Genomic DNA, 26566 nt, shown 5'->3' with positions numbered 1-26566 from the left:
GGGAACGGCCACACCTGTCCCTGAAATACAAAACGCCCGATGCGGTGCATCGGGCGGTTTGAGACTGAAACAGGTGTAAACCTATTTCAGGACTAGACATGTGATGTGCTGATCAGGCTTTTTGTTCGAATACCACATAGATCTTGCGGCACGGCTCCAGTACTTCCCAGGTTCCGCTGAAACCAGCGGGAATCACAAAGCGGTCGCCAGCACGCAAGGTCTTGGCGTTGCCCTCGGCGTCGCGCAGCACCGAAACCCCCTGCACAATCTCGCAGTACTCATGTTCGGTGTAGTTGACCTTCCATTGCCCGACTTCGCCTTCCCACACCCCGGCATTCATCTGCCCGCACGGACTGTTGTAGTGGTTATAGAGCGTCTGCTCCGGATCGCCCTTGAGAACTTTTTCGGCGGCGGGGCGGTAGCGGTCGGGGGCCGTGTTGGCTTGGCTGAAATCGACGATATCCTGGATGCTCATGTGCGTGTCCCGTCTGGCCTGGGGTTGGAGAGCCCAAAGTCTATGTTTATTAAAATGAACATCGCAAGGGCGTTTGCCGCCGTTCTGTCAAATATATTGAAACATCCCCAGCCGCTGGTTTAGGGTGGCAGCTGCCTTGAGCCGAACAGCAGGCTGGCCGGGCAAGAATTCGTGAAGGTGCCGGGATGAACCCCAGGCCCCTTGTATTCAATAAGAGGAGGACACTCGCATGACCACCCTGACCCGTGCCGACTGGGAACAACGCGCCAAGGATCTGAAGATCGAAGGCCGTGCCTATATCAATGGCGAATACACCGCCGCCGTTTCCGGCGACACCTTCGAGTGCATCAGCCCGGTGGATGGCCGCTTGCTGGCCACCGTTGCCAGCTGTGACGCCAGCGATGCCCAGCGTGCCGTGGAAAATGCCCGTGCCACCTTCAACTCCGGTGTCTGGTCGCGCCTGGCGCCGGCCAAGCGCAAGTCAGTGATGATCCGTTTCGCCGCGCTGCTCAAGGCCAATGCCGAAGAGCTGGCGTTGCTTGAAACCCTGGACATGGGCAAGCCCATCAGCGATTCCCTGAACATCGACGTTCCGGGCGCGGCGAATGCCCTGAGCTGGAGCGGCGAGGCCATCGACAAGATCTACGATGAAGTCGCAGCCACCCCGCACGACCAACTGGGCCTGGTGACCCGCGAGCCAGTCGGCGTGGTAGGTGCCATCGTGCCGTGGAACTTCCCGTTGATGATGGCCTGCTGGAAACTCGGCCCGGCGTTGTCCACCGGTAACTCGGTGATCCTCAAGCCGTCTGAAAAGTCCCCGCTGACGGCCATCCGTATTGCCGCCCTGGCCGTTGAAGCCGGCATACCAAAAGGCGTGTTCAACGTATTGCCTGGCTATGGTCACACCGTGGGCAATGCGCTGGCGGTGCATATGGACGTCGATACCCTGGTGTTCACCGGTTCTACCAAGATCGCCAAGCAACTGTTGATCCGCTCCGGCGAGTCGAACATGAAGCGTGTGTGGCTGGAAGCTGGCGGCAAGAGCCCGAACATCGTGTTTGCCGATGCGCCGGACCTGCAAGCGGCCGCTGAGTCTGCCGCTGGCGCCATCGCCTTCAACCAGGGCGAAGTCTGCACCGCCGGCTCGCGCCTGCTGGTGGAGCGTTCGATCAAGGACACCTTCCTGCCGCTGGTAATCGAGGCGCTCAAGGGCTGGAAACCGGGCAACCCGCTGGACCCGGCCACCAACGTCGGTGCGCTGGTGGATACGCAGCAGATGAACACCGTGCTCTCCTACATCGAGGCCGGTCACGCCGATGGCGCCAAGCTGGTCGCAGGCGGCAAGCGCACTCTGGAGGAGTCCGGCGGCACCTACGTTGAGCCGACGATTTTCGACGGCGTGACCAATGCCATGAAGATTGCCCAGGAAGAGATCTTTGGCCCAGTGCTGTCGGTGATTACGTTTGACAGCGCCGAAGAAGCCATCGCCATCGCCAACGACACCCAATACGGCCTGGCCGCGGCGGTGTGGACGGCGGATATCTCCAAGGCGCACCTGACGGCCAAGGCCCTGCGTGCCGGTAGCGTGTGGGTCAACCAGTACGACGGCGGCGACATGACCGCGCCGTTTGGCGGGTTCAAGCAGTCGGGTAATGGCCGCGACAAGTCGCTGCATGCCTTCGACAAGTACACGGAGCTTAAGGCGACCTGGATCAAGCTCTAAACCTGCAGGAAACGCCGCAGGCAAATGTGGGAGGGGGCTTGCTCCCGATAGCGGTAGGCCAGTCACCACATGCGGTGGCTGATACCAAGCTATCGGGAGCAAGCCCCCTCCCACACTGTTTTGTGTGAACCTTTAAATCTCCACAGGAGCGTGGCAATGCGTTGGGCGACTTACTTCGCCGTCCTGGCCTCGGTACTCAGCGTTGGTCTGGCTTTGGGCGTCAGTATGCCATTGGTATCCCTGCGCCTTGAAGGCTGGGGCTACGGCAGTTTCGCGATTGGCGTGATGGCGGCGATGCCGGCATTCGGCGTATTGCTCGGGGCCAAGATCTCTAGCCGAATGGCGTCCTGGCTTGGCACCGCCAACCTGATGCGCCTGTGCCTGTGGGCCGGGGCGGTGTCCATCGGCCTGCTGGCGATCCTGCCCAGCTACCCGGTGTGGCTGGTGCTGCGATTGATGATCGGGGTGATCCTGACCATCGTATTTATCCTCGGCGAAAGCTGGATCAACCAGTTGGTGGTGGAGCAGTGGCGTGGCCGCCTGGTGGCGCTGTATGGCTGTACCTATGCCTTGAGCCAGCTGTCAGGGCCATTGTTGCTGGGCCTGATGGGTACCGACCATGACTACGGTTTCTGGGTGGGCGTGGGCCTGTTGGTGGTGGCGCCGCTGCTGTTGCTGGGGCGTTCCGGGGCACCGACGGCGGATGCGTTCAGTGTCACGTTCAGCGAGCTGTGGCGGTTCTGCCTGAGCCTGCCGGCGATTGCCTGGGCGGTGGCATTATTCGCTGCGTTTGAAGCGATGATTCTGACGCTGTTGCCGGTGTACTGCCTGCAACAGGGCTTCACTGCCGAAATCGCCTTGGCGATGGTCAGCACGGTGGTGGTGGGTGATGCGCTGTTGCAATTGCCCATCGGCGCGCTGGCCGACTACCTGCCACGGCGCACGCTGTTCCTGGGCTGTGCCCTGCTGTTGCTGGCGTCGAGCCTGGCGGTGCCGCTGTTGATGCACACACTGCTGATCTGGCCGGTGTGGGTGCTGTTCGGCGCCAGTGCCGGCGGGTTGTTTACCTTGTCGCTGATTTTGATTGGCGAACGTTACCGCGACGATGCGCTGGTGCGTGCCAATGCTCATGTGGCGCAGCTGTGGGGCATTGGCTGCCTGGTTGGGCCGCTGGTGGCCGGTGCGGGCAGCCAGTGGATCAGCGGGCATGCGCTGCCGTTGCTGATGGCCGTAGGGGCGTTGGGGCTGGTGGTGTTGTTGCTGCGCCAGGGGGCGTTTGGAGCAGCGCAACCGGCCTGAACTTGTGGGAGGGGGCTTCGTTGGTCTTAGAGCATGCGTTCCAGGCCAATGGAAGTGGCGAACCAGGCATTGAACCTGCGCCACCAACTGCCCGGTTCACGGGTCAGGGTATGCATCTGGCCGTTGTCCTCGGTCACCCATACTATCTGGCCATCCTGCAGTTTCGCCTCGTAGCTCAACGCCGGGGCCATGCCTTGCAGCGCCAGGTTGCGCACGTGTTCCGCCAGCTCGGGGCTGTCTACCATCACGCCGACTTCGGTGTTCCACAGAACTGAACGTGGGTCGAAATTGAACGAGCCGATAAACGACTTCTCTCGATCGAAGATCATCGCCTTGCTGTGCAGACTGGAGTCCGAGCCCTGGAAGCTGCCTCGACGAAACAAGTGTGGGCCGCTGCCGGCGCTTGGATCGCCCGGTTGCCGACGCAGCTCGTAGAGTTTCACCCCATGCTCCAGCAATGCCTTGCGATAGGGCGCGTAGCCGCCGTGCACGGCCGGTACGTCGGTGGCTTCAAGGGAGTTGGTCAGCAGTCTTACCGAGACACCCGCATCGGCGCGTCCCGTCAGGTACACCAGCCCGGAAGGCCCCGGAACGAAATACGCCGAAATCATGATCAGCTCCTGGCTGACCCCTTCCAGCTCCGGTGCCAGTTGGGTGGTGAGCAATAGGCGCGGATCAGGGTCAGCCTTGGCCAGTACTTTGCTCGGTGCGTCCCACAGCGCCTGGTTCCAGGCCCAGATCAGCTCGCGACGCCAGATGTCCATGCGTGGCTGGGTCTGGTAGGTACGCAAGCGGTTATATAAGGCATGGTTCTGCTGTCGCGACTCGGCCAGTGAGGCTTCCAGGCGCACGCGGGCAGTAGCGAGGTCGAGCCTGGAGGGCTTGTTGGAGACGAACTCGTCGATCGGCTTGCTCAGGGCGCTGTTCCAGTACTGGTCGAAACTGTGGCCTAACTGCTCGGCCACCGGCCCGACGCTGAGCATATCGATATCGGTGAAATTCAGGTTAGGCTCGGCGTCGAAGTACTCATCGCCCAGGTTGCGTCCGCCAACGATCGCCACGCTGTTGTCCGCCAGCCACAGTTTGTTATGCATGCGCCGATGTTGCAGCGACAGGTCGAACGCACGCGCCAGGGTACGCGTGATGCCGGTGCTGCGGCCCAGGTGCAGGGGGTTGAACAGGCGAATCTGGATCTGGGGGTGGGCGGCGAGGGTGGCTATGACCTGGTCGAGGCCGCCGCTCGTGGTGTCATCCAGCAGGATACGCACGCGCACCCCGCGGTCAGCCGCCTTGAGCAGTTCGTCCACGAGCATGCGCGTGCTGATGCCGTCGTGCACGATGTAGTACTGCAGGTCGAGGCTGGTCTGGGCGTTGCGGATCAACTCGGCGCGGGCCATGAAGGCCTCGCTGCTGTTGGGCAGCAGGCGGAAGCCCGAACGCCCCTGGTACGGCGCTGCCTGGGCCTGGATCGAGCGGCCGAATGACGACTGCGTCGCCGCCAGGGCATCGCTGGGAATGCGCGGTACGCTGACCGTCGCGCAGCCACCCAGGGCCAGGGCTCCCAACAGGAAAAACGGTAAAAGCCGTCGAATCATCAAGGGAGCTGCTTCCAGATCATGGCGTTTGTCGGTATATGACGGCAATTGAGCGGTAAAGGTCAGTCCGCCGTTTCTGCCAGCAGTTTGCTTGCGGCGGCGCCGACCTTGCGCACGGCCTCTTCAATCTGTGGCGTTGGCTTGGCAGCGTAGTTCATGCGCAGGCAATTACGGTACTTGCCGGAGGCTGAAAAGATACTGCCTACGGCTATTTGTACACCTTGTTCCACCAGCACACGGTTGAGCTTCAAGGTGTCGAAGCCCTCCGGCAGTTCAACCCAAAGCATGAAGCTGCCCTGAGGCCGACTGGCGCGGGTGCCGGCGGGGAAGTAGCGGCTGACCCAGTCGAGCATCAAGTCGCGATTGCGCTGGTATTGCGTGCGCATCCTGCGCAAATGCGGCTCGAAATAGCCGCCCTTGAGAAATTCGGCAATCGCGATCTGCGGCTGGGTGGCGGTGGAGCCGGTGCTGATGTATTTCATATGCAGCACCCGTTCCAGGTAGCGCCCCGGGGCGACCCAGCCAATGCGCAGGCCTGGCGCCAGGGTTTTCGAGAACGAACTGCACAGCAGCACGCGGCCATCTTCGTCGAAGGATTTGATCGTGCGCGGGCGCGGGTAGCTGTAGGCCAGTTCGCCATACACATCGTCTTCAATGATGGCCACGTCGAAGCGTTGGGCCAGGGTCAGCAGTGCGCGTTTACGCGCCTCCGGCATGATGTAGCCCAACGGGTTGTTGCAGTTCGGGGTGAGCTGGATGATTTTGATTGGCCACTGCTCCAGCGCCAGCTCAAGGGCCTCGAGGCTGATGCCGGTGAGCGGGTCGGTGGGGATCTCCAGGGCTTTCATGCCCAGGCCCTTGAGAGTTTGCATAGCGCCATGGAAGCTGGGCGAATCTACCGCGACGATATCCCCAGGCTCACAAATCGCATGGATACTGGCGGACAGCGCTTCGTGACAACCGGTCGTGATCACGATGTCCTCGGCGTTCAGCTGGCAGCCCGAGTCCAATGACAGCCGGGCAATTTGCTCACGCAGCTCCATACAGCCGAGGATGTTGTCGTAATACAACCCCGGCAGATCCTGGCGCCGGCTTACGCGGGCCAGGCTGCGTAGCAGCGGCTTCAGGGTGGGCGACAGTACATCCGGCATGCCACGGCCCAGCTGTATGACTCCCTTGCGTGGCACCGCGCGAATCAGCTCCAGCACCAAGTCCCATTGGGATATTTCCACCGGCCGCTGAGCCGGGCGACCGACCTCGGGCAGCGCCGGCAGCTCGCGGCTGGCTGGCACAAAGTAACCAGACTTGGGTCTAGGCGTCGCCAGGCCATTGTCTTCGAGCAACCGGTAGGCTTGCTGTACGGTGCTCAGGCTGACCCCATGTTCAACACTCAAGGCTCGCACCGAAGGCAGTCGATCCCCCGGACGGTAGAAACCCTGCTCAATGCGGGTGCCAAGCAATTCGGCAAGGTTGACGTAGAGGGTCATGATGGTCGCTCCCGAGGGACCAGTACAGATAGGGTGAAAATACAGGATTCAGCCACCCATAGGCAGTGTCTGTATTGGTTTAATAAAAATAGGTTGAATCTGTAATGGTTTTGACCGCTCGCGCATGCTGTCCACTCAAGGCAACACACCAATGAGGGACAGCAAAATGAACGGTATGAGCGATGTGCGGTTGGCGTTACGCAGCCAGGAGCTGGAAGCGGTGCAAGCGCGGGCGATGATCGCGCCGACCGAGAGTCGCTGGGGGATGTTCTGGCGCCGTCGTCATACACGCAAAGCCCTGCTGGACCTGACCAGTGAGCAACTGCGCGACGTAGGGCTTAGCGCTGAACAGGCGCGCCATGAAGGTTTGAAACCCTTCTGGCGCGATTGATCAAACCAGTTCCTTGAGGCGGTGCCAGAGCATCCCCAGGGCCAGCAGCGGCGAGCGCAGGTGCTTGCCGCCGGGGAAGGTGATGTGTGGCACCTGGGCGAACAGGTCGAAGCGCCCCTGTTGCTCGCCGCTGATAGCCTCGGCCAACAGCTTGCCCGCCAGGTGGGTGGCGTTGAGGCCATGACCGGCGTAAGCCTGGGCGTAATACACGTTGGGGTTATCGGCCAGGCGACCAATCTGTGGCAGCCGATTGGCACCGATGCCGATCATGCCGCCCCATTGGTAGTCGATCTTCACCTCGGCCAATTGTGGGAACACCTGCAACATCTTCGGCTGCATATAGGCGCCGATGTCCTTCGGGTCACGACCGGAATAGTGGCAGGCGCCGCCGAACAACAGGCGGCGGTCGGCGGACAGACGGAAGTAGTCCACCGTCACGCGTTGGTCGCACATGGCCATGTTCTGCGGCAACAGGTTGGCGGCTTGCGCCTGGCTCAAGGGTTCGGTGGCGATGATATAGCTGCCGGCGGGCAGCACCTTGCCGCTTAGTTGCGGGTTGAGCCCGTTCAGGTAGGCGTTGCAGGCCAATACCAGGGTCTGGGCGCGCACACTGCCTTGGGCGGTGTGCACCTTGACCTCGGGGCCGTAGTCGATGCGGGTCACTTCTGATTGTTCATACAGCTTCACGCCCAACTGCTGTGCGACGCCAGCTTCACCCAGTGCGAGGTTCAGCGGGTGCAGGTGGCCGGAGCCCATGTCGATCATGCCGCCGACATAGCGGTCGGAGCCGATCACACTGCCCATCTCGCTGGCTTGCAGCAGGCGCACCTCGTGGCGATAGCCCAGGCTGCGCAGCTCTTCGGCGTCTTCGGCCAGGGCCTGCAGGTCACGGGGTTTGTTGGCCAGATCGCAGTAGCCCCAAGTCAGGTCACAGGGAATCTGGAAACGCTCCACGCGCTCGCGCACGATCTCCACGGCTTCCAGACCCATCAGTTTCATCTGGCGCACGCCGTCGCTGCCAATCACATTGGCGAACTGATCCAGTCCGTGGCCAACGCCGCGAATCAACTGGCCGCCATTGCGCCCGCTGGCGCCCCAGCCGATCTTGCGCGCTTCCAGCAACACCACGCTGAAGCCGCGCTGGGCCAGTTCCAGGGCGGCATTGAGCCCGGAGAAACCACCGCCGATCACGCACACATCGGCACGCACATCGCCGGTCAATGTCGGGTAATCCGGTTGTGGCAGGCTGCTGGCGGCATAGTAGGAAGCGGTGTGCCGGGCGCTGGCGGTCATGGGGAGCATCCCTGTTTGGAAAATTTGACGCAGGATACAGCGGTCGGACGAGGCTGTCTGCGCAGGGCGTTTTGCGTCAGAATCCACGCTTATTCGCGGTTCGGTGTGTGTTTCGATGAGTTGCAACAGGCAGAAAGTCAGCGCGCTGCGTCGACAGATTCCTTCGTTCGAGTGCGTCCCAGGTTGCCATGACTGCTGTGGGCCGGTGACGACGTCGCCTGAGGAAATGTCGCGCCTGCCGCGCAAGACCGCCGCAGAGCAGGAGGCGGCCATGGACGAGTTGAACTGCGTGCACCTGGGGCCCAACGGTTGCACGGTGTATGACGAGCGGCCCTTGATCTGCAGGTTGTTTGGCACCACCAAGACCCTGCCATGCCCCAATGGACGGGGACCGGTGGAGCTGATTCATCCAAGGGTGGAAAAACAGATCCATGAGTACATGGCGAGCACCCGGCAGGTATTGGTCTAGCGGATGTTCTCGGCCAATGTGGGGGCTTGCTCCCACATTTGGATGAGTTGTGCTGGTGAGTCAGTCCGGAATCGGCAGGTTAAGGCTCTCTTTCACCTCTTCCATCACGATATAGCTCTTGGATTCGCGCACATGGGGCAACTTGAGCAGGATATCGCCGAGCAATTTGCGATACGAGGCCATCTCGGAAATCCGCGCCTTCACCAAGTAGTCGAAGTCCCCTGACACCAAGTGGCACTCCAGCACATGGGGCAGTTTCAGTACGGCGCGGCGAAACTCTTCGAAGGTATCGCCCGACTTGTAATCGAGGCTGATCTCGACAAATACCAGCAAACTTCCCTTCAAATGCTGGGGATTGAGCCGCGCGTTGTAGCCCATGATGATCCCTTCGCGCTCCAGGCGTCGCACCCGCTCGGTACAAGGAGTGGTGGACAGCCCGACCTTCTCTCCCAACTCCGTGAACGAGATACGCCCATCGGTTTGCAGGATGCGCAGGATATTGCGGTCAATCTTGTCCAGCTCCCGCTTGGTCTGGGTGTTGGTACGCATAGGGGATACGCCTCTGTGAAAAGGGTTTTTGCCGAGAATTGTCGCCAAATATAGGCATTTATATAGTGAAATGCACTGGTGATTGCTTTTTATACTGCGCCCATCATTGCTCGAATAACACACGTCAGCGGCTAAGCCCGTGATGAGGATATAAAAATGCGCGTTCTGGTCTTGGGTAGCGGTGTCATTGGGGTGACCAGTGCCTACTATTTGGCGCGGGCCGGCTTTGACGTCGTTGTGGTCGACCGTCAGCCTGCCGCTGCCATGGAAACCAGTTTCGCCAACGCCGGCCAGGTGTCCCCTGGCTACGCCTCGCCATGGGCTGCGCCGGGCGTGCCGCTCAAGGCCATCAAGTGGCTGCTGCAACGCCACGCGCCGCTGGCGATCAAGGCCACCGCCGATATCGATCAATACCTGTGGATGGCGCAGATGCTGCGCAACTGCACGGCCAGCCGCTATGCGGTGAACAAGGAGCGCATGGTGCGCCTGTCCGAGTACAGCCGTGACTGCCTTGACGAGTTGCGCGCCGAGACCGGCATTGCCTACGAAGGCCGTAGCCTCGGTACGACCCAGTTGTTCCGCACCCAGGCCCAGCTCGACGGTGCCGCCAAAGACATCGCGGTGCTGCAGGAGTCCGGCGTGCCGTTCGAACTGCTTGATCGCGCCGGCATTGCCCGGGTTGAGCCAGCCCTGGCCAGCGTCACGGATATCCTCGCCGGTGCCCTGCGTTTGCCGAATGACCAGACTGGCGACTGCCAGATGTTCACCACGCGCCTGGCTGATATGTGCAAGCAGTTGGGTGTGGAGTTCCGCTTTGAACAGGACATCCAGCGCCTCGATTATGCAGGTGATCGCATCAACGGCGTGTGGATAGACGGCAAGCTGGAAACCGCCGACCGCTACGTCCTGGCCCTTGGCAGTTATTCGCCGAAGCTGCTCAAGCCACTGGGGATCAAGGCACCGGTGTACCCGCTCAAGGGCTACTCGCTGACCGTACCGATCACCAACCCGGCCATGGCGCCGACCTCGACTATTCTCGACGAGACCTACAAAGTCGCGATTACCCGTTTCGACAACCGCATTCGTGTTGGTGGCATGGCTGAAATAGCCGGTTTTGACCTGTCGCTGAACCCACGCCGACGTGAAACCCTGGAGATGATCGTCAACGACCTTTATCCTCAGGGCGGCGATTTGGCCCAAGCCAGTTTCTGGACTGGCTTGCGCCCGACCACGCCCGACGGCACGCCGATTGTCGGTGCCACCCCATTCAAGAACCTGTTCCTGAATACCGGCCACGGCACGCTCGGTTGGACCATGGCCTGTGGCTCTGGTCGCTTGCTGGCCGACCTGATGGCCAGGAAAACCCCGCAGATCAGCGCCGCAGGTCTCGATATTTCCCGTTATGGTAACCACCAGGAGTCCGCGAAACATGTCAATCCAGCGCCAGCTCACCAATGAGCGCATGAGCCAGATCGTTGTCCACAGCGGTACCGTGTATCTGGCAGGTCAAGTCGGCGACGACATGAGCGCCGGGATTGAACAGCAGACCCGTGAAACCCTGGCCAATATCGAGCGTCTGCTGGACCTGGCCGGCACTGACAAGAGCAAGTTGCTGTCGGTAACGATCTATTTGAAAGACATCGAAGCTGACTTCGCCGGCATGAACGCGGTATGGGACAAGTGGCTGCCCAAGGGCGTCGCCCCGGCTCGCGCCACGGTTGAAGCCAAGCTCTGCGAGCCGCAAATCCTGGTCGAGCTGTCCGTCGTGGCTGCGCTGCCTTAATAACGATCCCTCTCCCGGCGCCGACGCTGTTGGTCGGCACCGGTTTTTTCTTCACCTTGCTGCCTAGAAGCCTGCCGCCATGCGTCCAGCCCGTGCCCTGATCGACCTCCAAGCCCTGCGCCATAACTATCAACTGGCCCGTGAAGTCACGGGGGCCAAGGCCCTCGCCGTGATCAAGGCGGACGCCTACGGCCATGGTGCCGTGCGTGTGGCCCAGGCGCTGGAAGCCGAGGCCGACGGGTTTGCCGTGGCGTGCATCGAGGAAGCCCTGGAATTGCGTGCTGCCGGCATTCGTGCGCCGGTGCTGCTGCTGGAAGGTTTTTTCGAGGCCGACGAGCTGCCGCTGATCATCGAGCATGACTTGTGGTGCGTGGTGCATTCGCTATGGCAGTTGGATGCCATTGAACAGGCCCGCCTGAGCAAGCCGTTGACGGTGTGGCTCAAGCTGGACTCGGGCATGCACCGTGTCGGCCTGCATCCCAAGGATTACCACGAGGCCTATCAGCGCCTTCTGGCCAGCGGCAAGGTCGCCAAGATCGTGTTGATGAGCCACTTCGCCCGCGCCGATGAACTCGATTGCGTGCGCAGTGACGAACAGGTGGCGGTATTCGAAGCGGCGCGAAAAGGCCTGGCGGCCGAAGTCAGCCTGCGCAATTCGCCGTCGGTGCTGGGCTGGCCGACGATGACCAGTGACTGGGTGCGGCCGGGCATCATGCTCTACGGTGCAACACCATTTGGTGAAGACCAAGCGCTCGCTGCCCGTTTGCAGCCAGTGATGACCCTGGAGTCCAAAGTTATCTGCGTACGCGAGCTACCCGCCGGTGAGCCCGTGGGCTATGGCGCCAAGTTCGTCACGCCCAAGCCGATGCGTATTGGTGTGGTTGCCATGGGCTATGCCGATGGCTACCCGCGCCATGCGCCAACCGGCACGCCAGTGCTGGTGGCGGGCCAGCGCAGCCAACTGTTGGGGCGTGTGTCCATGGACATGCTGTGTGTCGACCTCACCGACATACCCCAGGCGGGCCTCGGTTCCACTGTGGAGCTGTGGGGCAAGACTATCCTCGCCAGTGACGTCGCCGTAGCCGCTGAGACCATTCCCTACCAGATCTTCTGCAACCTGCGCCGAGTGCCACGCCTCTATTCCGGGGCTTAGCCGCCGGCTACGAACCAAGCTGTCCGGGATTTAGGCCCAAGTGTTGTAAATACTGAACGCTGTCGCCATGATAACGCTCAATTACAACAAAGCCTGAATCCTAGGAGGCTCCTGCATTGGACGTCGGCGAACGACTGCAATCCATCCGTAAACTCAAAGGTCTTTCCCAGCGTGAGCTCGCCAAGCGTGCGGGCGTCACCAACAGCACCATTTCGATGATCGAGAAAAACAGCGTCAGCCCCTCGATCAGCTCCTTGCGCAAGGTGCTGGGCGGTATCCCTATGTCCATGGTCGAGTTCTTTTCCGAGGAGATCCTCCAGGAAATACCGACGCAGATCGTCTATAAAGCCAATGAGCTGATCGACATCTCCGACGGTGCCGTCACCATGAAGCTGGTGGGCCGGGCGCACCCGAGCCGGGCTATCGCATTTCTCAATGAAATCTACCCACCGGGCGCCGACACAGGTGAAGAAATGCTCACCCACGAAGGTGAAGAAACCGGGATCCTGCTGGAGGGTCGTCTGGAACTGGTGGTCGGTCTTGAAACTTTTGTGCTCGAAGCTGGCGATAGCTACTACTTTGAAAGCACCAAGCCGCATCGTTTTCGCAACCCGTTCGACGTGCCGGCGCGACTAATCAGCGCAGCCACGCCCGCGAACTTTTAACAGAAGAGGCGTCCTGCCAACGTTGTAGAGACGCCCGTGCAGTATTCCGCGAGGTTGAATCTCCCTTTATTTAATAGGGTTGTTTCGGCCAGGCGGGCTAACCGTTATACTTTCGCCGCCTGCGAAACCGTGGCCGCAGGCGTGAATAGCCACCATTGAGGGTGAACGCGTGAACCTAATTATGAAAATGCTGGCTGCACCAGCAACCGTACTGGCCCTATGGGCTGTCAGCGCCCAGGCTGCGACCAATGATGATATTGCCAAGCGCCTGGAGCCCGTAGGCCAAGTGTGCGTCCAGGGCCAGGAGTGCAAGGGCATGGAAGTGGCCGTGGCAGCGGGTGGCGGCGGTGCGAAGACGCCGGACGAGATTATCGCCAAGCACTGTAACGCGTGCCACGGCACTGGCCTCTTGGGTGCGCCGAAAGTTGGCGACACCGCTGCCTGGAAAGAGCGCGCCGATCATCAGGGCGGCCTCGACGGCATCCTGGCCAAGGCCATCACCGGTATTAACGCCATGCCACCAAAAGGCACCTGCGCTGATTGCTCGGATGAAGACCTCAAAGGCGCCATCAAGAAGATGTCCGGTCTGTAATCAGACGATCTTCGCCAAAAATGCCGCTTACGAGCGGCTTTTTTGTGCCCGCGATTTATGTTTCGAAGCTGTTCATTGCAGCAAAGACCCGGCAAGCTCGGTCCAACTCCAATTCATGTAATGTTCGGGAGCAGTCGGATGGTGCAGTTGTGTTCAATCGAGCAAGCAGTTGACGACGTACTGGCGCGGTTGCCGGCGCATATCCACATGGGTATGCCGCTGGGCCTGGGCAAGCCCAACCTGTTTGCCAATGCGCTATACCGGCGCATCGCCAAGTTGCCGGAGCGGGCACTGACGATCTACACCGCCTTGAGTCTGGGTCGGCCAACCTTGGGCGATGGTTTGCAGAAGCGCTTCCTCGAACCTTTCATCGAGCGGGTGTTTGGTGACTATCCTGAGTTGGATTTTCTCGCCGACCTGCATAAAGACAGCCTGCCGAAGAATATCCAGGTCCAGCAGTTTTTCATGCAGCCCGGCAGCCTGCTCCACAGCACGTCGGCACAGCAGGATTACGTCAGCAGCAACTACAGCCATGCCGCCCGCGACATCAACGCCGCCGGCCTGAACCTGGTGGCGCAACTGGTTGCCAGCAGCGCCGAGCATCCCGACCGCCTGAGCCTGAGCTGCAACCCGGATATCACCCTCGACCTGCTGCCGATGATCGCCAAGCGCCGCGAAGCCGGGGAAACCATCCTCGTTGTCGGCCAAGTCCACAGCGATCTGCCCTACATGCCTGGGGATGCGGAACTGGGCATGGACGCCTTCGACTACCTGCTCGATGAAAAAGACAGCACCACGCTGTTTTCTACCCCGAACATGCCGGTGGGTTTCCAGGACCATTTTATCGGCCTGCATGCCAGCACCCTGGTGCGTGACGGCGGCACCTTGCAGATCGGCATCGGTTCCATGGGCGATGCGCTGACCGCTGCCTTGCTGGCGCGCCAGGCCGATAACGAAGCCTACCGGTTGTTGCTGACGGACATGGATGTGTATCAGTGGGCGCCGTTGATCAGCCGTGAAGGCGGTGTCGAGCCTTTTGCCCGGGGCCTTTACGGTTGCAGCGAGATGTTCGTCAACGGCCTGCTGGTGCTGGCGGATGCCGGGATTATCCGGCGCAAGGTGTACCCGGATGTGGCGACCCAGGCGCAGGCTAATGCCGGCTTGCTGGATGATGCGGCCCAGCCCGATGGCGTGTCGATCCATGGCGGTTTCTTCCTGGGGCCACGCAGCTTTTACCAGCGCCTGCAGGAAATGACCCACGCCAAGCGCCTCGAATTCAACATGACGGGCATCAGCTATATCAACGAGCTGTACGGCCAGGAAGAACTCAAGCGTTTGCAACGCCTGGATGCGCGGTTCATCAACAGCGCGATCATGGTGACACTGCTCGGTGCCGGAGTGGCTGACCAATTGGAAGACGGCCGCGTGCTCAGCGGTGTGGGCGGGCAATACAACTTTGTGGCCCAGGGGCATGCGCTGGAAGGTGCGCGTTCGATCCTGATCCTGCGCAGTTGGCGCGAGGCGGCGGGGGAGGTCAGTTCCAATATCGTCTGGGAGTACGGGCACTGCACCATTCCCCGGCATCTGCGGGATATCGTCATTACCGAGTACGGCATTGCCGATTTGCGGGGTCAGACGGATGCCAAGGTGATCGAAGCGCTGTTGAATGTCACCGACTCACGGTTCCAGGGCGAGTTGATCGACCAGGCGCAAAAGGCCGGCAAGCTGCCCAAGGATTTCCAGCTGGATCCGCGCTTTGGCGACAACACGCCGGAACGGCTGCAAGCGATTCAAGCCAGGCATCGACGACTCTTCCCTGAATACCCGCTGGGCAGTGATTTCACAGGTGAAGAGCGGGATTTGTTGCGGGCGTTGAACTGGCTCAAGAGCAAATTCAAGCTGACGGAGATTCTGGAGTTGGGCAAGGCGGCACTCGACGCGCCGGAGCCGGAGGCATTTCCCGAGCATTTGAAGCGGATGCGCTTGGATAATCCCGAGGGGTTCAAGGAGGATCTGTATCAGCGCCTGTTACTCGCCGGCCTCCAGGCCACCGCGCATTAACAGGCAATAGAGGGTAAATGTGGGAGGGGGCTTGCTCCCGATAGCAGTGGGTCAGCCAACACATCTGGTGACTGATACACCGCAATCGGGAGCAAGCCCCCTCCCACATTTTAAACTGTGTTCACTTGGTATTTGCTGTGGAGCAAATTACTCGATGAAGGTGACCACACCACCGCTCAAGGACTTCACCCGCGCCAGCGATTCAACCCGATAACCCTGCGCATCGAGCTCCGCACGCCCACCTTGGAACGACTTCTCGATCACGATCCCCAGGCCTGCCACGGTTGCGCCGGCCTGCTTGATGATCGAGATCAGCGCCTGGGACGCCTTGCCGTTGGCCAGGAAGTCATCGATCACCAGCACGCGGTCACTGCTGGTCAAGTGGCGCGGGGAGATCGCCACGGTGCTCTCGGTTTTCTTGGTGAAGGAATACACCGTAGCCGACAGCAGGTTTTCCGTCAGGGTCAGCGACTGCTGCTTGCGAGCGAAGATCACCGGCACGCCCAGGTTCAGCCCGGTCATGATCGCCGGGGCGATGCCCGAGGCCTCGATGGTGACGATCTTGGTGATGCCCGAGTCCTTGAACAGCGCGGCGAATTCGTCGCCGATCAGTTTCATCAGCGCCGGGTCGATTTGGTGGTTCAGAAAGGCATCGACCTTGAGTACCTGATCGGAAAGCACGATGCCTTCTTCGCGAATTTTCTTGTGCAGTGCTTCCACGGAAACTTCCTCTGATGGCGCAACAGGCGCCGAAAGTAGATTAAAAAGTAGTCGATTCTAGCGCTTTAACATCGCGCGTATATCCGCCAAGGCGGTGTTGCCGCGCACGGCCTTCACCTCGGTGGGGGTGTCGTCGTTGCCTTCCCAGGCGAGGTCGTCCGGTGGCAGCTCGTCAAGGAAACGGCTAGGGGCACAATCGATGATTTCGCCGTATTGCTTGCGCTTGGCAGCGAAGGTGAAGGCCAGGGTCTGACGCGCGCGGGTAATGCCCACGTAGGCCAGGCGCCGTTCTTCCTCGATGGTGTCGGCTTCGATGCTGGAGCGGTGCGGGAGGATTTCCTCTTCCATGCCCATGATGAACACGTAAGGGAATTCCAGGCCCTTGGAGGCATGCAAGGTCATCATCTGCACACCTTCGGCGCCGTCTTCCTCTTCCTGCTGGCGCTCGAGCATGTCGCGCAGCACCAGCTTGCCGATGGCGTCCTCGACGGTCATTTCGCCGTCTTCGTCTTTTTCCAGGGTGTTCTTCAGCGCTTCGATCAGGAACCAGACGTTGCCCATGCGGTAATCCGCGGCTTTGTCGCTGGAGCTGTTGGTGCGCAGCCAGTTCTCATAGTCGATGTCCATGACCATGCTGCGCAGGGCACTGATCGGGTCTTCGCCGGCGCATTGCTCGCGGACCTTGTCCATGAAGCGCTTGAAGCGCGACAGGCGGTCAGTGAAGCGCGTATCCAGATGCTCGCCCAGGCCGATTTCGTCGGTGGCGGCATACATGGAGATCTTGCGTTCGGTGGCGTAGTTGCCGAGCTTTTCCAGGGTGGTGGAGCCGATTTCCCGACGCGGCACGTTGATCACGCGCAGGAAGGCGTTGTCGTCGTCCGGGTTTACGATCAGCCGGAAGTAGGCCATCAGGTCTTTCACTTCCTGGCGCCCGAAAAAGCTGTTGCCGCCCGACAGGCGATACGGCACCTGGTGGTGTTGCAGTTTCAGCTCGATCAGCTTGGCCTGGTAGTTGCCGCGGTACAGGATCGCGAAATCGCTGTAGGGCCGGTCGGTACGCAGGTGCAGGCTGAGGATTTCCACGGCCACACGCTCGGCTTCGGCATCCTCGTTGCGGCAGCGGATCACGCGGATCTCATCGCCATGACCCATCTCGCTCCACAGTTGTTTTTCAAACTCGTGGGGGTTGTTGGAGATCAGCACGTTGGCGCAGCGCAGGATGCGACTGGTGGAGCGGTAGTTCTGCTCCAGCATCACCACTTTCAAGGACGGATAGTCGACCTTGAGCAGCATCAGGTTTTCCGGGCGGGCGCCGCGCCAGGCGTAGATCGACTGGTCGTCGTCGCCCACTACGGTGAACTGGTTGCGCGTGCCGATCAGCAATTTCACCAGCAGGTACTGGCTGGCGTTGGTGTCCTGGTATTCGTCCACCAGCAGGTAGCGCACCTTGTTCTGCCACTTCTCCAGGATGTCCTTGTGTTCCTGGAACAGCTTGACCGGCAGCAGGATCAGGTCGTCGAAGTCCACCGCGTTGAACGCCTTGAGCGTGCGCTGGTAGTGGGTGTAGACGATGGCAGCGGTCTGTTCCTTGGGGTTGCGTGCGGCTTCCAGGGCCTCGGCGGGCAGGATCAGGTCGTTTTTCCAGGCGCCGATCATGTTCTTGATCTCGTCGACGCCGTCGTCGCCCGCGTATTCCTTCTGCATGATGTCGGTCATCAGGGCCTTGACGTCGGTCTCGTCGAAGATCGAGAAGCCCGGCTTGTAGCCCAGCCGCACATGCTCCTTGCGGATGATGTTCAGGCCCAGGTTGTGGAAGGTGCACACCGTGAGGCCACGGCCTTCACCGCCTTTGAGCAAGGTGCCGACCCGCTCTTTCATTTCCCGCGCCGCCTTGTTGGTAAAGGTCATGGCGACGATGTACTGGGCACGGATGCCGCAGTTCTGGATCAGGTGCGCGATCTTGCGGGTGATCACGCTGGTCTTGCCGGAGCCGGCGCCGGCGAGCACCAATAGAGGGCCGCCGACGTAGTTCACGGCTTCTTGCTGCCGGGGATTGAGTCGGGACATACGGAATTTAAGGAGTCGTTGTTCAAAAGGGCGGGCATTTTAACAGGCTGGAAAGATTCTGCTGCCATAGAACGACGGTGTGACGTACCACTCGATCTAAATTTGCCGGTTTTGCTACTTTGCCGCAGGATGTGGGGAATACTCAGACTATTTTTCACAGTCTGCGTGTTTGATAACACCTATCATCTGCCATGCATTTGTCATGCATTTATCATTGCCAGGCCGCACGTCATAATGCCACCGCCAACGAAATTTTGCCGAGTCTAGGGAGTTAGCGTGTCTACGCCTGTCGAACCCTTGCGTTTGCTGCTGCTGGCCGAAGAGCCTGCGTGGGCAGCGTTGTTGCGCGAGTGCCTGGCGCCGATGGGCGAGGGGGCTGTGCTGATCAGTGCGCCCAACTGGGACTCGGTGAGTCGTCTGTTCGATGACGACCAAGGTGCTGTGCTATTGACCACACCGAGCCTGCAACCCGGCCCCGGCCGCTGCAGCTTGCCGTGTGTATTGCTGCTGGAGCAGGAACCATTGGTTGCGCCGCTGGGTGTCAGCGACTGGTTGATCCTGGATGCGTTGGACGCCGACACACTGCGCCGCTGCTTGCGCCATGTGCGCGAGCGCGGCGTGCTGGAGAACACCTTGCAGCGCCTGGCCGAGCAGGACCCGCTCACCGGTATCGCCAATCGCCAGGGTTTCCAGACCCTGCTGGCGGCGCGGCTGGTGGAAAACGAAGGCCGCGGCCTGGCCCTCGGCCACCTGGACCTGGACAACTTCCGTCATGCCAACGACGCCCTCGGCCATCAGGCTGGTGACCGCCTGATCCTGCAAGTGGTGTCGCGGCTCAAGAGCCAGCTCGAGGCCGGCGACCAACTGGCCCGCCTGGGCAGCGATGAGTTTGCCTTGCTGATCGATACCCGCCGGGCGCCGCAGCGTGCCGAGTGGATGGCCGAGCGCATCACCGAAGTGATGGCCGAGCCGTACTGGGTGGACGGTGAAAGCCTGTTGATCGGCTGTAGCCTGGGCGTGGCCCATGCCCGCGCCCGAGCCGGCGCCGACCCGCTGATGTGGCACGCCCATATCGCCATGCAGCAGGCCAAAAGCACCCAGGGCTGCACCTTTCATATCTTCAACGAACGCATCAACCGCAATGCTCGCAGCCTGGCCGACCTGGAAAGTGAACTGCGCCGGGCCCTGCGCCGCGATGAGTTGGAACTGCACTACCAGCCGCGCCTGGATCTGGACGACGGCCATATCGTCGGTCTCGAGGCCTTGGTGCGTTGGCGCCACGGTGAGCGCGGCTTGTTGCCGCCCAGCGAGTTCGTGCCGCTGGCCGAGCAGAGCGGCCTGATCGTGCCATTGGGCTACTGGGTGATTTCCCGGGCCTTGCGCGACATGCAAGACCTGCGCGAACGCGGTCTGCCGCCGCTGCACATGGCGGTCAATCTGTCGTTCCGCCAGTTCCAGGACAGCCAATTACTGTCAACGCTCAGTCGCCTGATTGCCGAGCGCGGTGTGGAAGCGCAATGGCTGGAGTTCGAGCTGACCGAAACTGCCGTGATGCGCCGCAGCGACTTGGTCAAGCAGACCATGGACGCCCTTGGCCGACTCGGTGTGCGGTTCTCCCTGGATGACTTCGGCACCGGCTTTTCGTCGTTTGTGCACCTCAACAGCCTGCCGATCGCCTTGTTGAAGATCGACAAGAGTTTTGTCGGTGGCATGGAAGAACGCGAGGAAAACCGCAAGTTGGTGCACGCGATGATCAACCTGGCCCACAACCTCAACCTGGAAGTGGTGGCTGAAGGTGTAGAGACGCCGGAGCAGTTGGCATTGTTGCGCTTGTTCGGGTGCGACCAGGCCCAGGGTTACCTGATCAGCAAGCCGTTGCCATTGCCGGAATTGGTCGAATACCTGATGTTTGGGCAAAGCCAGCAGGCGTTGCCGGGCTAAACATTCTGTGGAAGACCCCCATGCTGGAGTGTCAGTTGCTGAATGTGTTGGCTCATACACCGCCATCGGGGGCAAGCCCCCTCCCACCATGAGCTTGCAGCTCCTGCCGAATCATCCGCTTCATCTTCGCCTCAAATGCCCACGTCAGGCTCACCGCCGCACACGCCAGCCCCAGCGCCAAGCCCCACCACACGCCGGTTGGTCCCCAGCCTAAAGTGAACGCCATCAGCCAGGCCGAAGGTGCGCCAATCAGCCAGTAACAGCCCAGCCCCACCAGGAAGGTGGTCTTGGCGTCTTTCAAGCCACGGATGCAGCCCATGGCGATGGTCTGCACCCCGTCGAACAACTCAAACCAGGCGGCGACGGCCAACAGGCTGACGGCCAGGACGATGACGTCATGGAACGCCGGGTCGTCATGATCGAGGAACAACCCGATCAGTGGGTCGGAAAACAGCCACAGCACAACGGCAAACCCCAACATCACCATGGCGCCAAAGCCGATGCCGACCCGGCCGGCCATGCGTGCCTGCAGCAACTGGCCGGCGCCGTAATGCTGGCCGATACGCATGGTCACTGCGTAGGACATTCCCGCCGGCACCATGAACGCTACCGAGACAATCTGCAGGGCGATCTGATGCGACGCCAACTGCGTACTGCCCATGGTGCCCATGCACAGCGCCGCAAAGGCGAACAGCCCGACCTCCACCGCATAGGTGCCGCCAATCGGCAGGCCCAGGCGCCACAGCTCGCGCAGGTATTGGGTATTCAGGCGCAGCAGGCCGGTGCTCAGCGGGTAGGCCGCGTAGGCGCGGTTGCTGCGGATGTACCACATCAGGGCCAGCGCCATGCAATTGGCAACGATGGCGGTCACCAGGCCAATACCCATCAGGCCCAGCTTCGGCAGGCCGAACATGCCTTCGATCAACGCGTGGTTGAGCAGGTAATTGACTACTGTACCGCACAGGCTGATCACCATTACCGGCGTGGCTTTGCCGATGGCGCTGGTGAAGCCGCGCAGTGCCATGAAGCTCAGGTAGCCGGGTAGGGCGAAGGGCAGGATCGTCAGGAATTGCCCGGCCGCGTGCACGTTGGTTTCGGTCTGGCCGAACATCAGCAGCACCGGTTTCAAGTTCCACAGCAGCAATGCCGCCGCCAGAGCCATCAACCATGCCAGCCACAGCCCGGCCTGGGTCAGGCGGGTGGCGCCGTCGATATCGCCCGCGCCATGGCGAATGGCGACCAGGGTGCCCACGGCGGCAATCACGCCGATGCAGAAGATCGCCACGAACGAATAGCTCGCCGCGCCCAGGCCACCACCGGCCAGGGCTTCGGGGCTCAGGCGCGCCATCATCAGGGTGTCGGTCAACACCATCAGCATGTGCGCCAGCTGTGAAGCAATCAACGGCCCCGACAGCCGCAGAATGGCCCAGAGCTCGGTACGTGCCGGATGTTGCATGATCATCACGCTCGAATATTCAGAGTGTTGGGAGAGGGTTGATTCTCGGCGCTTTGCGTCCACTGCACAAAAGGATAAATGCGATCGTTCGCATGATTAAAACTCATGCTGGATTGATTCTGGTAGGGTGCCGATATTGCGCCGTCGGAGCTTTCCCAATGTCTCGTCGTCTTCCTCCGCTGTATGCCCTGCGTGCATTTGAAGCCGCTTCGCGACACAACTCCTTCACCCGTGCGGCGCAGGAGTTGTCCATTACCCAGAGTGCGATCAGCCGCCATATCCGCACCCTCGAAGAGCATTTCGCTTGCCGCCTGTTCCAGCGCAGCGGCCGCAACCTGCAGCTCACCGAAGCCGCACGCCTGTTGTTGCCCGGGGTGCGCGAAGGGTTCGCCGCGCTGGAGCGCGCCTGTCATACCCTGAATGCCGAAGATGACATCCTGCGCATGAAAGCGCCGTCCACATTGACCATGCGCTGGCTGCTGGCGCGGTTGAGTCGCTTCCGCGCCTTGCAGCCAGGCAATGAGGTGCAACTGACCAGTGCATGGATGAACGTGGACGAAGTGGACTTCAACCAGGAGCCTTTCGACTGTGCGGTGTTGTTGAGCTACGGGCATTTTCCGGCGGACTGGGACGCCTGTTACTTGTTCCCGGAGTTGCTGATCCCCGTCGGCGCGCCGAACCTGCTGGACGATGGTCCTTGGGACGCCGCGCGCCTGGCGAGTGCGGAATTGCTGCACCCCACCCCCGACCGTCGCGACTGGCGCAACTGGCTGGAACGCATGGGGTTGTCGTCCCAGGTATCCCTCAAGGGCGGGCAGGTATTCGATACCTTAGAACTGGGCATGATCGCTGCGGCGCGAGGCTATGGCGTTTCCATGGGCGATCTGCTGATGGTGGCTGAGGATGTGGCGCAAGGTCGGCTGAGCCTGCCCTGGCCCACGGCGGTCGCCAGTAGGGAAAACTACTACCTGGTGTGGCCGAAAACCCGTCCAGGCGGCGAGCGTTTGCGGCGCTTGGCGGAGTTTCTTCAAAGCGAAGTCAAGGCGATGGAATTGCCTCGCGTCGAGCGCCTAGATTGAGTGGACTTAAGTGGTCGTGCAATCGTTTGCGCGATACCCCTGTAATTCTCTCAAGTATTGGCAAATGCCGCCGAAGAAGGGGTGTTGGAACCATCGTGCACCAACGTTTCCCACTAGAATAATTTGCCGAGCAGCGCTAAGAGATCAGGATGATCCTGGCCTCGGCCAGGAGCTCCCATGTCTCAACCTCGTGCCCGGATTGCCTCCCAGTTAGGTCTCGCACTTGCCGTGATTCTGGCTATCGTTATCAGCGGCAGTACCGTCTTCGCCCTGCGCTCCCTCGACTCCGCCAACCTCGACACCCGTGAGGAACACCTGGCCAGCGAGGCGCGTTTGCTCGCCGACCAACTCAATACCTTCCACAGCACCTTGCGCGAAAGTACCCAGCGTTTGAGCGGGCTGTTTGAAAAGCGCTTCGTCGCCGGCTTGAGTGTGCGTGCTGACCAACCGGTGGCGGTGGCTGGTGTGCAGACCCCGAGCCTTTACCTGGGCGACGAGGTGCTGAACAACAATTTCGAAGAGGTGGATGAGTTCAAGCAGATGTCTGGCGGCGTGGCCACGGTGTTCGTGCGCAGCGGCGACGACTTTATCCGCGTCAGCACCTCGCTGACCAAGCAGGATGGCAACCGCGCCATTGGCACCGTGCTTGACCGTCAGGGCGCAGCTTACCAGCGCGTTGCCGAGGGGCAGACCTATATCGGTCGTGCGGTTTTGTTCGACCGTTCCTACATGACCCAATACAGCCCGGTGCGTGACAGCAGCGGCAAGGTCATCGCCGTGTTGTTCATCGGTTTCGATTACACCGACGCCCAGAACGCCCAGTTTGAAAATCTCAAGCGCTTCCGTATCGGCCAGACGGGCTCCCTCGCGCTGCTGGATGAACAGAAGCATTGGCTGGTGGCGCCAGCTGGCGTGCAGGCGCCGGATGAGGCCATTGCGGTGATGCTCGACCTGGCGAAGAAACCTGGAGCTGGCCGCTTCTGGAGCGACAAGCACGAGGACTTCTACAGCGTCTCGGTGCCGTTCGACGGCGGCCCATGGGCAGTGGTAGCGAGCATGCCCAAGGCTGAGATTCGCGCCGTGACTTGGGAAGTCGGTATCCGCCTGGTAATCGGCAGTGTGCTGGCGATGTTGCTGGCAGTGGGTGCCACGGTGTGGCTGTTGCGCAGCAAGCTGGCGCCATTGAGCGACCTGGTACGCCAGGCAGAAGCTCTGGGCGCGGGCGACTTGAGTGCACGCCTCAACGTGTCCAGCCATGACGAGATCGGCCAGTTGGCGCGCAGCTTCAACCAGATGGGTGACGCGCTGTCGACCATGGTTTCGCATATCCGCAACGCAGCCGAACAGGTCAACAGCCGCGCCCAGGCGCTGTCAGGTTTGTCCGGTGGTGCCTATGAAGGCATGGAACAGCAGTCCGGCGAAATCACCAGCATGGCCGGCGCGGTGGAAGAATTCAGCGCCACTTCGTTGAACATCGCCGACAACATGGGCAATACCGAGCGCCTGGCGCAAGAGAATGCCCAGCAGACCCGCATTGGCCGCGATTCGATGCAGGAGGCGTCATCGTCCCTGGAGCATATCGCCACTGCCCTGAACAGCACCGCTGCGGTGATCAACACCCTGGGCCAGCGCTCCCAGGAAATCGGCGGGATCGTTGGTGTAATCACGGCCATCGCCGAACAGACCAATCTGCTGGCGCTCAACGCTGCCATCGAAGCCGCCCGCGCCGGTGAGCAGGGTCGCGGTTTCGCCGTGGTCGCCGACGAGGTGCGCAACCTGGCGTCGCGCACCCGTCAGGCTACCGATGAAATTTCCACGATGATCCAGAGCATCCAGCAGGAAACCGGCAATGCCATCAGCACCATGGAACACGGCAATGTGCTGATGCAGGAGGGCCTGTCGCGTAACGCCGCCGTGGCCTCGGCCCTGGCGCGTATCGACGAGCAAAGCCGCTCGGCCGGCCAGCAGTTCGCTGCGATCACCACCGCGACCCAGGAGCAGAGCAGTACCGCCACCTTGCTCAGCAGCAACTTGCAGAGCATTGCACTGGCCAACAGCGAGCAGCGCGAAGTGGTGTCGAACCTGGCGGTTACCGCCAAGGAGCTGGAGACCTTGGCGGCAAGCTTGCGTCAGGAGGTCGACCGGTTTCGTTGAGGCTCAGGGCTCTCCAAGCCCTGGATCCACGCGCTTGCCAATGTCCTTGAGCCGCGCCAGTTGGTCCACCATGCCTGGCGCTTCGTCCAGGCTGGTGACGAAGGTCCACAGATAGGTCATGACCGCGTAGATGTGGCCAGCCTTGACCGCTGGGGTCATGGCCAACTGGCTGATCGCAACCACGAACAGCAAGGCTGCGATCGCACCGATAAACAGGAACGCCGCGGCCTCGCGGTCTGACAGCCAGATACGCAGGCGTGACAGCACCTGGTAGTGGCGTCGCAGGGTTGGCGCGCCGACCTTTTCGACTAGGCCGATCTCTTTTTCCAGACGATTATTCAGGCGCTCGTGCAGCGTCTGATTACGTTGGGCAAAGCGTGGCAACAAGGTCATGCACAGCAGCAGCGCGGCCAGGCACGCCATGCCTACCCATGGCTCAATCACGATCAACATTACCGCCGCGCCCACAATCGACACTAACGCCGTGGCAATGATTGGCACGTGTTTTTCAAAGAAGTCGACGAACTCCCTTGCAAGCACCACCCGTGCCGCCGATTTCGAGGTGCTGTGGTTCTGTAGGCGCTGGTTGAGAATGACCGGCACCGCGAGGTCGGCGTAAATGCGCGTGAACGTGCGCGTGTCCAGTGCCCGTCGTGCCGCCCCTACGGCCCAGAACGCCATGACCACGGCGGCATAGAGCAACGCACTGGTGGCATCGCCGCGGATAATCGAATCCACCGCGAACCCGGCAAACAGCGGGTAAGCCAACAACAGTGCGTTCTCAAGCGCCACCAGCGACAAGGTGCAAGACAGCTTGCCGGGATAGGCTTTGGCAATAGCCTTTAGTGTCTGGCTGGCAGACTGTTGACCGATTTTCTTGCTTTCTTCGATCAGAATGTGTGGGGTGACGGATGTCATGGGGTGCACCAAAGGAGTGATAGACGCTATTATTGAGCGACTGCTCAAGTATCCTTGAGCGATCGCTCAAAAAGCAAGCGCCGCTTATCTGTTCACGCTCGAAGGAATTGCTCAATGTCGCGTATCGACCGTAAAGACCAGATCATCGCCGCCGCCCTGGAGCTGTTTCGCAGCAAGGGTTTTGCCGATGTATCCACCCGTGACCTGGCCGAACATGCCGGGCTGTCGCGCAGTCACGTTTATCACTACTTCAGCGACTGGAATGAACTGCGCCGCGAAGCCTTTGTGCGCTTTGCCAATGAGCAATTGCACGAAGTGCGGGAGCCCTTGGCCGATGCGCCACCGCTGGAGGCGCTCGCGGGGTTCTTGCACGACTGCCTGCCCAGCACTGCCGATGCCGGTTGGGCGCTATGGCTCGACGCCTGGGACGAGGCCATGCACGACGCGCAAATGGCCCAGGCTTACCTGGCGATCAACGCCCAATGGCAAGGCATGCTTGCCGAGGTGATCGAACGCGGCGTTGCCGCCGGCGCGTTTCACTGCGAGTCGCCCCAACGCGCTGCACGGCAGATTTTTGCCCTGGCGATGGGCTATGCCGATGACCTGATGCTCAAGCCTTCCACCGAGTCGGCAGAAGCGGCATTAGATGAAGTGCTGGAGGTGGCGAGGCTGCTGCTGGGGTTCTCCTGACCGCTG

Annotated in this window: 23 protein-coding genes and 1 pseudogene; 15 read left to right on the top strand and 9 right to left on the bottom strand. The window is 61.0% G+C overall.

All coding sequences use genetic code 11. The annotated features are described in order from the left end of the window. Positions 1-112: 112 nt before the first annotated feature. Positions 113-475 carry a cupin domain-containing protein gene (locus ASD70_RS17630; protein ID WP_046070085.1) on the bottom strand — a complete coding sequence of 121 codons (363 nt, stop codon included), beginning with the start codon at positions 473-475 and terminating at the stop codon, positions 113-115. Between the two features lie 229 nt (positions 476-704). Between ASD70_RS17630 and ASD70_RS17625 the strand changes: the two genes are divergently transcribed. Continuing rightward, the gene (locus ASD70_RS17625) at positions 705-2198 is read left to right on the top strand and encodes an aldehyde dehydrogenase (protein WP_046070084.1); all 1494 of its coding nucleotides are present in this window, start codon (positions 705-707) and stop codon (positions 2196-2198) included. Positions 2199-2354: 156 nt separating this feature from the next. After that, entirely contained in the window at positions 2355-3497 is a 1143-nt protein-coding gene (locus tag ASD70_RS17620; RefSeq protein WP_056847034.1) for an MFS transporter, read from the top strand. Positions 3498-3523: 26 nt separating this feature from the next. Here the strand turns inward: ASD70_RS17620 and ASD70_RS17615 are convergent, their stop codons facing one another. Next, entirely contained in the window at positions 3524-5092 is a 1569-nt protein-coding gene (locus ASD70_RS17615; protein ID WP_056847033.1) for a phospholipase D family protein, read from the bottom strand. Positions 5093-5154: 62 nt separating this feature from the next. Then, positions 5155-6579, bottom strand: a complete 1425-nt coding sequence (locus ASD70_RS17610) for an aminotransferase-like domain-containing protein (protein ID WP_056847032.1) — start codon at positions 6577-6579, stop codon at positions 5155-5157. Positions 6580-6745: 166 nt separating this feature from the next. Here ASD70_RS17610 and ASD70_RS17605 point away from each other — a divergent pair, with 166 nt between their 5' ends. Beyond that, positions 6746-6970 (top strand): DUF1127 domain-containing protein, encoded by a 225-nt coding sequence (locus ASD70_RS17605; RefSeq protein ID WP_056847031.1) that lies wholly within the window; start codon positions 6746-6748, stop codon positions 6968-6970. Here the strand turns inward: ASD70_RS17605 and ASD70_RS17600 are convergent, their stop codons facing one another. Next, a complete protein-coding gene (locus tag ASD70_RS17600; protein ID WP_056847030.1) occupies positions 6971-8263 on the bottom strand; it encodes an NAD(P)/FAD-dependent oxidoreductase in 1293 nt (430 codons plus the stop codon). Positions 8264-8378: 115 nt separating this feature from the next. Between ASD70_RS17600 and ASD70_RS17595 the strand changes: the two genes are divergently transcribed. Further along, the gene (locus ASD70_RS17595; protein WP_056847029.1) at positions 8379-8732 is read left to right on the top strand and encodes a YkgJ family cysteine cluster protein; all 354 of its coding nucleotides are present in this window, start codon (positions 8379-8381) and stop codon (positions 8730-8732) included. A 60-nt stretch (positions 8733-8792) separates the two neighbouring features. On the opposite strand, the gene ASD70_RS17590 is transcribed toward ASD70_RS17595, so the two are convergent. Beyond that, entirely contained in the window at positions 8793-9281 is a 489-nt protein-coding gene (locus tag ASD70_RS17590; RefSeq protein WP_003176896.1) for an Lrp/AsnC ligand binding domain-containing protein, read from the bottom strand. A 156-nt stretch (positions 9282-9437) separates the two neighbouring features. Here ASD70_RS17590 and dadA point away from each other — a divergent pair, with 156 nt between their 5' ends. The 6 genes from dadA (at position 9438) to ASD70_RS17560 (ending at position 15535) form a co-directional block, all read left to right on the top strand. Continuing rightward, a complete protein-coding gene (gene dadA / locus ASD70_RS17585) occupies positions 9438-10739 on the top strand; it encodes a D-amino acid dehydrogenase (RefSeq protein WP_043046885.1) in 1302 nt (433 codons plus the stop codon). Beyond that, entirely contained in the window at positions 10711-11064 is a 354-nt protein-coding gene (locus tag ASD70_RS17580) for a RidA family protein (protein WP_046070077.1), read from the top strand. The genes dadA and ASD70_RS17580 overlap by 29 nt, the downstream gene beginning before the upstream one ends. Before the next feature lie 79 nt (positions 11065-11143). Next, on the top strand, positions 11144-12217 hold the full coding sequence (gene alr, locus ASD70_RS17575) for an alanine racemase (RefSeq protein WP_046070076.1): 1074 nt from the start codon (positions 11144-11146) through the stop codon (positions 12215-12217). Positions 12218-12333: 116 nt separating this feature from the next. Beyond that, a complete protein-coding gene (locus tag ASD70_RS17570) occupies positions 12334-12882 on the top strand; it encodes a cupin domain-containing protein (protein WP_005792468.1) in 549 nt (182 codons plus the stop codon). Positions 12883-13063: 181 nt separating this feature from the next. Further along, the gene (locus tag ASD70_RS17565) at positions 13064-13474 is read left to right on the top strand and encodes a c-type cytochrome (RefSeq protein ID WP_032878737.1); all 411 of its coding nucleotides are present in this window, start codon (positions 13064-13066) and stop codon (positions 13472-13474) included. A gap of 138 nt (positions 13475-13612) precedes the next feature. Continuing rightward, positions 13613-15535, top strand: coding sequence for an acetyl-CoA hydrolase/transferase C-terminal domain-containing protein (locus ASD70_RS17560; RefSeq protein WP_056847028.1), 1923 nt, complete (start codon positions 13613-13615; stop codon positions 15533-15535). A 147-nt stretch (positions 15536-15682) separates the two neighbouring features. On the opposite strand, the gene ASD70_RS17555 is transcribed toward ASD70_RS17560, so the two are convergent. Together ASD70_RS17555 and rep are read right to left on the bottom strand one after the other, a co-directional pair. Next, complete coding sequence (locus ASD70_RS17555; RefSeq protein WP_043046890.1) at positions 15683-16255, bottom strand: xanthine phosphoribosyltransferase; 573 nt, start codon at positions 16253-16255, stop codon at positions 15683-15685. A gap of 57 nt (positions 16256-16312) precedes the next feature. Next, on the bottom strand, positions 16313-18322 hold the full coding sequence (gene rep / locus ASD70_RS17550; protein ID WP_046070074.1) for a DNA helicase Rep: 2010 nt from the start codon (positions 18320-18322) through the stop codon (positions 16313-16315). A 276-nt stretch (positions 18323-18598) separates the two neighbouring features. Here rep and ASD70_RS17545 point away from each other — a divergent pair, with 276 nt between their 5' ends. Beyond that, complete coding sequence (locus ASD70_RS17545; protein ID WP_046070073.1) at positions 18599-20263, top strand: putative bifunctional diguanylate cyclase/phosphodiesterase; 1665 nt, start codon at positions 18599-18601, stop codon at positions 20261-20263. 52 nt (positions 20264-20315) lie between these two features. Here the strand turns inward: ASD70_RS17545 and ASD70_RS17540 are convergent, their stop codons facing one another. After that, positions 20316-21725: a NorM family multidrug efflux MATE transporter gene (locus tag ASD70_RS17540; RefSeq protein ID WP_046070072.1), complete on the bottom strand. Its 1410-nt coding sequence runs from the start codon at positions 21723-21725 to the stop codon at positions 20316-20318. Between the two features lie 152 nt (positions 21726-21877). Between ASD70_RS17540 and ASD70_RS17535 the strand changes: the two genes are divergently transcribed. From ASD70_RS17535 to ASD70_RS29990, 3 genes and pseudogenes are all read left to right on the top strand, one after another. Beyond that, positions 21878-22798, top strand: a complete 921-nt coding sequence (locus ASD70_RS17535) for a LysR substrate-binding domain-containing protein (protein ID WP_046070071.1) — start codon at positions 21878-21880, stop codon at positions 22796-22798. 177 nt (positions 22799-22975) lie between these two features. Next, positions 22976-24049: pseudogene (locus ASD70_RS29995) on the top strand (Cache 3/Cache 2 fusion domain-containing protein); the annotation flags it as partial. Between the two features lie 42 nt (positions 24050-24091). Then, complete coding sequence (locus ASD70_RS29990) at positions 24092-24952, top strand: methyl-accepting chemotaxis protein (RefSeq protein WP_442439602.1); 861 nt, start codon at positions 24092-24094, stop codon at positions 24950-24952. 3 nt (positions 24953-24955) lie between these two features. On the opposite strand, the gene ASD70_RS17525 is transcribed toward ASD70_RS29990, so the two are convergent. Then, on the bottom strand, positions 24956-25870 hold the full coding sequence (locus tag ASD70_RS17525) for an ABC transporter six-transmembrane domain-containing protein (protein ID WP_056847026.1): 915 nt from the start codon (positions 25868-25870) through the stop codon (positions 24956-24958). 114 nt (positions 25871-25984) lie between these two features. Here ASD70_RS17525 and ASD70_RS17520 point away from each other — a divergent pair, with 114 nt between their 5' ends. Continuing rightward, positions 25985-26560 (top strand): TetR/AcrR family transcriptional regulator, encoded by a 576-nt coding sequence (locus ASD70_RS17520; RefSeq protein WP_046070068.1) that lies wholly within the window; start codon positions 25985-25987, stop codon positions 26558-26560. The last annotated feature ends 6 nt before the right edge of the window (positions 26561-26566 follow it).

This window comes from Pseudomonas sp. Root569 (genome assembly GCF_001427465.1).
GTDB classification, from domain to species: Bacteria; Pseudomonadota; Gammaproteobacteria; order Pseudomonadales; family Pseudomonadaceae; genus Aquipseudomonas; species Aquipseudomonas synxantha.
Note: the sequence above shows the minus strand (reverse complement) of the source record. Positions and strands in the feature narration are given on the sequence as shown.

Coding starts and splice junctions, on each gene's coding strand:
- ASD70_RS17565 (WP_032878737.1), top strand. CDS start 13,064: ATGAAAATGCTGGCTGCACCAGCAACCGTACTGGCCCTATGGGCTGTC.
- ASD70_RS17590 (WP_003176896.1), bottom strand. CDS start 9,281: ATGCGTACCAACACCCAGACCAAGCGGGAGCTGGACAAGATTGACCGC.
- ASD70_RS17630 (WP_046070085.1), bottom strand. CDS start 475: ATGAGCATCCAGGATATCGTCGATTTCAGCCAAGCCAACACGGCCCCC.
- rep (WP_046070074.1), bottom strand. CDS start 18,322: ATGTCCCGACTCAATCCCCGGCAGCAAGAAGCCGTGAACTACGTCGGC.
- alr (WP_046070076.1), top strand. CDS start 11,144: ATGCGTCCAGCCCGTGCCCTGATCGACCTCCAAGCCCTGCGCCATAAC.
- ASD70_RS17540 (WP_046070072.1), bottom strand. CDS start 21,725: ATGATCATGCAACATCCGGCACGTACCGAGCTCTGGGCCATTCTGCGG.
- ASD70_RS17620 (WP_056847034.1), top strand. CDS start 2,355: ATGCGTTGGGCGACTTACTTCGCCGTCCTGGCCTCGGTACTCAGCGTT.
- dadA (WP_043046885.1), top strand. CDS start 9,438: ATGCGCGTTCTGGTCTTGGGTAGCGGTGTCATTGGGGTGACCAGTGCC.
- ASD70_RS17610 (WP_056847032.1), bottom strand. CDS start 6,579: ATGACCCTCTACGTCAACCTTGCCGAATTGCTTGGCACCCGCATTGAG.
- ASD70_RS17615 (WP_056847033.1), bottom strand. CDS start 5,092: ATGATTCGACGGCTTTTACCGTTTTTCCTGTTGGGAGCCCTGGCCCTG.
- ASD70_RS17625 (WP_046070084.1), top strand. CDS start 705: ATGACCACCCTGACCCGTGCCGACTGGGAACAACGCGCCAAGGATCTG.
- ASD70_RS17520 (WP_046070068.1), top strand. CDS start 25,985: ATGTCGCGTATCGACCGTAAAGACCAGATCATCGCCGCCGCCCTGGAG.
- ASD70_RS29990 (WP_442439602.1), top strand. CDS start 24,092: ATGGGTGACGCGCTGTCGACCATGGTTTCGCATATCCGCAACGCAGCC.
- ASD70_RS17600 (WP_056847030.1), bottom strand. CDS start 8,263: ATGACCGCCAGCGCCCGGCACACCGCTTCCTACTATGCCGCCAGCAGC.
- ASD70_RS17525 (WP_056847026.1), bottom strand. CDS start 25,870: ATGACATCCGTCACCCCACACATTCTGATCGAAGAAAGCAAGAAAATC.
- ASD70_RS17580 (WP_046070077.1), top strand. CDS start 10,711: ATGTCAATCCAGCGCCAGCTCACCAATGAGCGCATGAGCCAGATCGTT.
- ASD70_RS17560 (WP_056847028.1), top strand. CDS start 13,613: ATGGTGCAGTTGTGTTCAATCGAGCAAGCAGTTGACGACGTACTGGCG.
- ASD70_RS17595 (WP_056847029.1), top strand. CDS start 8,379: ATGAGTTGCAACAGGCAGAAAGTCAGCGCGCTGCGTCGACAGATTCCT.
- ASD70_RS17605 (WP_056847031.1), top strand. CDS start 6,746: ATGAACGGTATGAGCGATGTGCGGTTGGCGTTACGCAGCCAGGAGCTG.
- ASD70_RS17535 (WP_046070071.1), top strand. CDS start 21,878: ATGTCTCGTCGTCTTCCTCCGCTGTATGCCCTGCGTGCATTTGAAGCC.